We start from the raw sequence: 2,310 nt of genomic DNA on the forward strand, positions 1-2,310 counted from the left end.
AAACCTGTAAAAGTAGTGACATTTTCCAGCCTCAGCCAAGCACTGCTCAATACGGACCCTTTTAAATGTATTCTGTGTGGCGGGAAAATGGTCTATCAGCGGGTCTTGTATGGGCTGGTAACAAAGGATCTGGTTGCTAACGCAGTGGAAATAGCGCGAATGCGTTACGTGATGTAATGCAGGGAAGATCTGCCTGAATTCAGCAAATTCGTTCAAAAATCAGTCGATTAGCCAACAAATAATGATCTCACTCCCTCTTGTGCTGAAAAAAACAGCAAATCTTACCGACTGTGATCCCTATTTCACACGAGTTTCGCACAGGCATATAAAATTCTAAAAATGGCTTAAAAGCAATGATTAATCTGCAAGTTACTAAAAAACATAAATTTTCTTAAATTACAATAAGTTGTATTTGATTTATAAGGTTTTGACTATTTATATATCATGCTGAATTAAACTTAAAAATAGAGCGTTTTTTTATTGGTGCGAAACTCGTGTCTTACACTGCTTACTTGCAAGAATATTTTATAGATATCTTTAATGCATGGATAACCGGACAAAATATGAACATCCTGATTTTTTCTTGTTTTTAAATTTATACTTCTTTTTTAGAGACTGCGAAACTCGTGTCATAAATACGATAGTCAATAGGAATTGATTCAACACTTGTCAGATCATGCCAAAGCAAATTAACCAAACCTATGCCAGCAATAACATCATGCTTATTACCTGAATATTAAACTAGTTGCTGAATAGAGACTTGCATTTTTTGTCACGCTATTGAGAATAAAAAGAGGTTTAACTTAGAGAATAAAGGTTTGAAATGATCAACAAAGAGCGGCTGTTACGAGATAATCGTTTATGTAAAGCAATCATTGGATTATCAGTCGAAGAATTGAAAAATTTAGCCGCTGAATTTTCAGCTTGTTATTTGATTTATCGGAAAAAGAATCGAAAAGATCACGAGCGGCAGATGGGTGCAGGGCAGAAAGGATTTATCCCAACCCCACTAGATAAACTGCTTTTTATTTTATTAAGCCTGTTGCTCAATAGCAAAATTAATTGTGACACGAGTTTCGCACCAACAAATAAACAAGTTATTTTTAAGTTCAATTCGACATAATATATAATTCGCAAAAATTGCTAATTAACACATAAGTTATTGAAATAAATATATATTTTATATTATAAAATATCTTACGGATAAAACATTATTTTAGATATTTTTAGAACTTTATATGCCTGTGCGAAACTCGTGTGTGACTTACAAAAAAACCAGCTATTGATGATAAAATAATCAATTTTTGAATTAAAAATGACCTATATAAGATTAAAAAATAACCTATTTTTGTGTTTTTTAGATGTATCTAACTTGTTTTTATTGAAAGCAGTTTTATTTCACTATTGAGCAACAGGCTTATTCTCGCCCCAAGGTCATCTCTAAAACCGGCAATAATATTTTTACCCAGCGACATACCCGGGTTCTATCTAAACCAAAAAGAAGTCCTTGCAAATCATAGGTCGGATAACATTTTAAATACAATAAAATAAAAAGCAGTTTATCTAGTGGGGTTGGGATAAATCCTTTCTGCCCTGCACCCATCTGCCGCTCGTGATCTTTTCGATTCTTTTTCCGATAAATCAAATAACAAGCTGAAAATTCAGCGGCTAAATTTTTCAATTCTTCGACTGATAATCCAATGATTGCTTTACATAAACGATTATCTCGTAACAGCCGCTCTTTGTTGATCATTTCAAACCTTTATTCTCTAAGTTAAACCTCTTTTTATTCTCAATAGCGTGACAAAAAATGCAAGTCTCTATTCAGCAACTAGTTTATAGATAAAACTTCAATTTCTCGTTTAGAGAGTTTAGGAAATAATTTGTAATAAGCTGGTAAATTATTAATATAAGGGCACCTCGAAAAACTCAAGATTTTCAATTAACCCTTGGCTTTCATTCTAAATAATTAGATTTTTTTTGATTATCACGTTACTGATTCTATCGCACATTGCCCTGGCTAGGGCCATTTGACCCATTCTGGGCGTCAGAAAGCCACGATGCACGCGCTCTGGAAGTACGCCAACCGCTTTAGGTTGTAACATGCTGCCATCATCGTCATGGCAAAATTAGCGCGCACCTGTCCAATGGTGCGGATCAGTTTTCTACCCATTTGTTCCATCGCCGCAAATGCATGTTCAACCCGTGCCCTAGTCTTTGCAATCCTGTGGTTTCGCCCTTGCTGAGTCTTGGACAACGGTTTGTTTCGATGGCCTTTACGCTGAATCTGGCTCCTATAGCCGTTTGCCT

3 protein-coding genes are annotated in these 2,310 nt (G+C 35.2%); 1 reads left to right on the top strand and 2 read right to left on the bottom strand.

All coding sequences use genetic code 11. From position 1 onward, the window contains the following. Positions 1-823: 823 nt before the first annotated feature. Positions 824-1,123, top strand: a complete 300-nt coding sequence (locus tag CBG25_RS15205; RefSeq protein WP_290606845.1) for a hypothetical protein — start codon at positions 824-826, stop codon at positions 1,121-1,123. A 294-nt stretch (positions 1,124-1,417) separates the two neighbouring features. Here the strand turns inward: CBG25_RS15205 and CBG25_RS15210 are convergent, their stop codons facing one another. Both CBG25_RS15210 and CBG25_RS15215 read right to left on the bottom strand, forming a co-directional pair. After that, complete coding sequence (locus CBG25_RS15210; RefSeq protein ID WP_290607697.1) at positions 1,418-1,753, bottom strand: transposase family protein; 336 nt, start codon at positions 1,751-1,753, stop codon at positions 1,418-1,420. A 294-nt stretch (positions 1,754-2,047) separates the two neighbouring features. Further along, positions 2,048-2,310 (bottom strand): transposase (locus CBG25_RS15215; protein WP_290603799.1); only part of this gene is annotated, 263 nt, incomplete at its 5' end.

It is taken from the genome of Arsenophonus sp. ENCA (assembly GCF_002287155.1).
Classification (GTDB): Bacteria; Pseudomonadota; Gammaproteobacteria; order Enterobacterales; family Enterobacteriaceae; genus Arsenophonus; species Arsenophonus nilaparvatae.

Bases quoted from the DNA above. Each gene is read 5' to 3' on its own strand.
- CBG25_RS15205 (WP_290606845.1), top strand. From the start codon at position 824: ATGATCAACAAAGAGCGGCTGTTACGAGATAATCGTTTATGTAAAGCA.
- CBG25_RS15210 (WP_290607697.1), bottom strand. From the start codon at position 1,753: ATGATCAACAAAGAGCGGCTGTTACGAGATAATCGTTTATGTAAAGCA.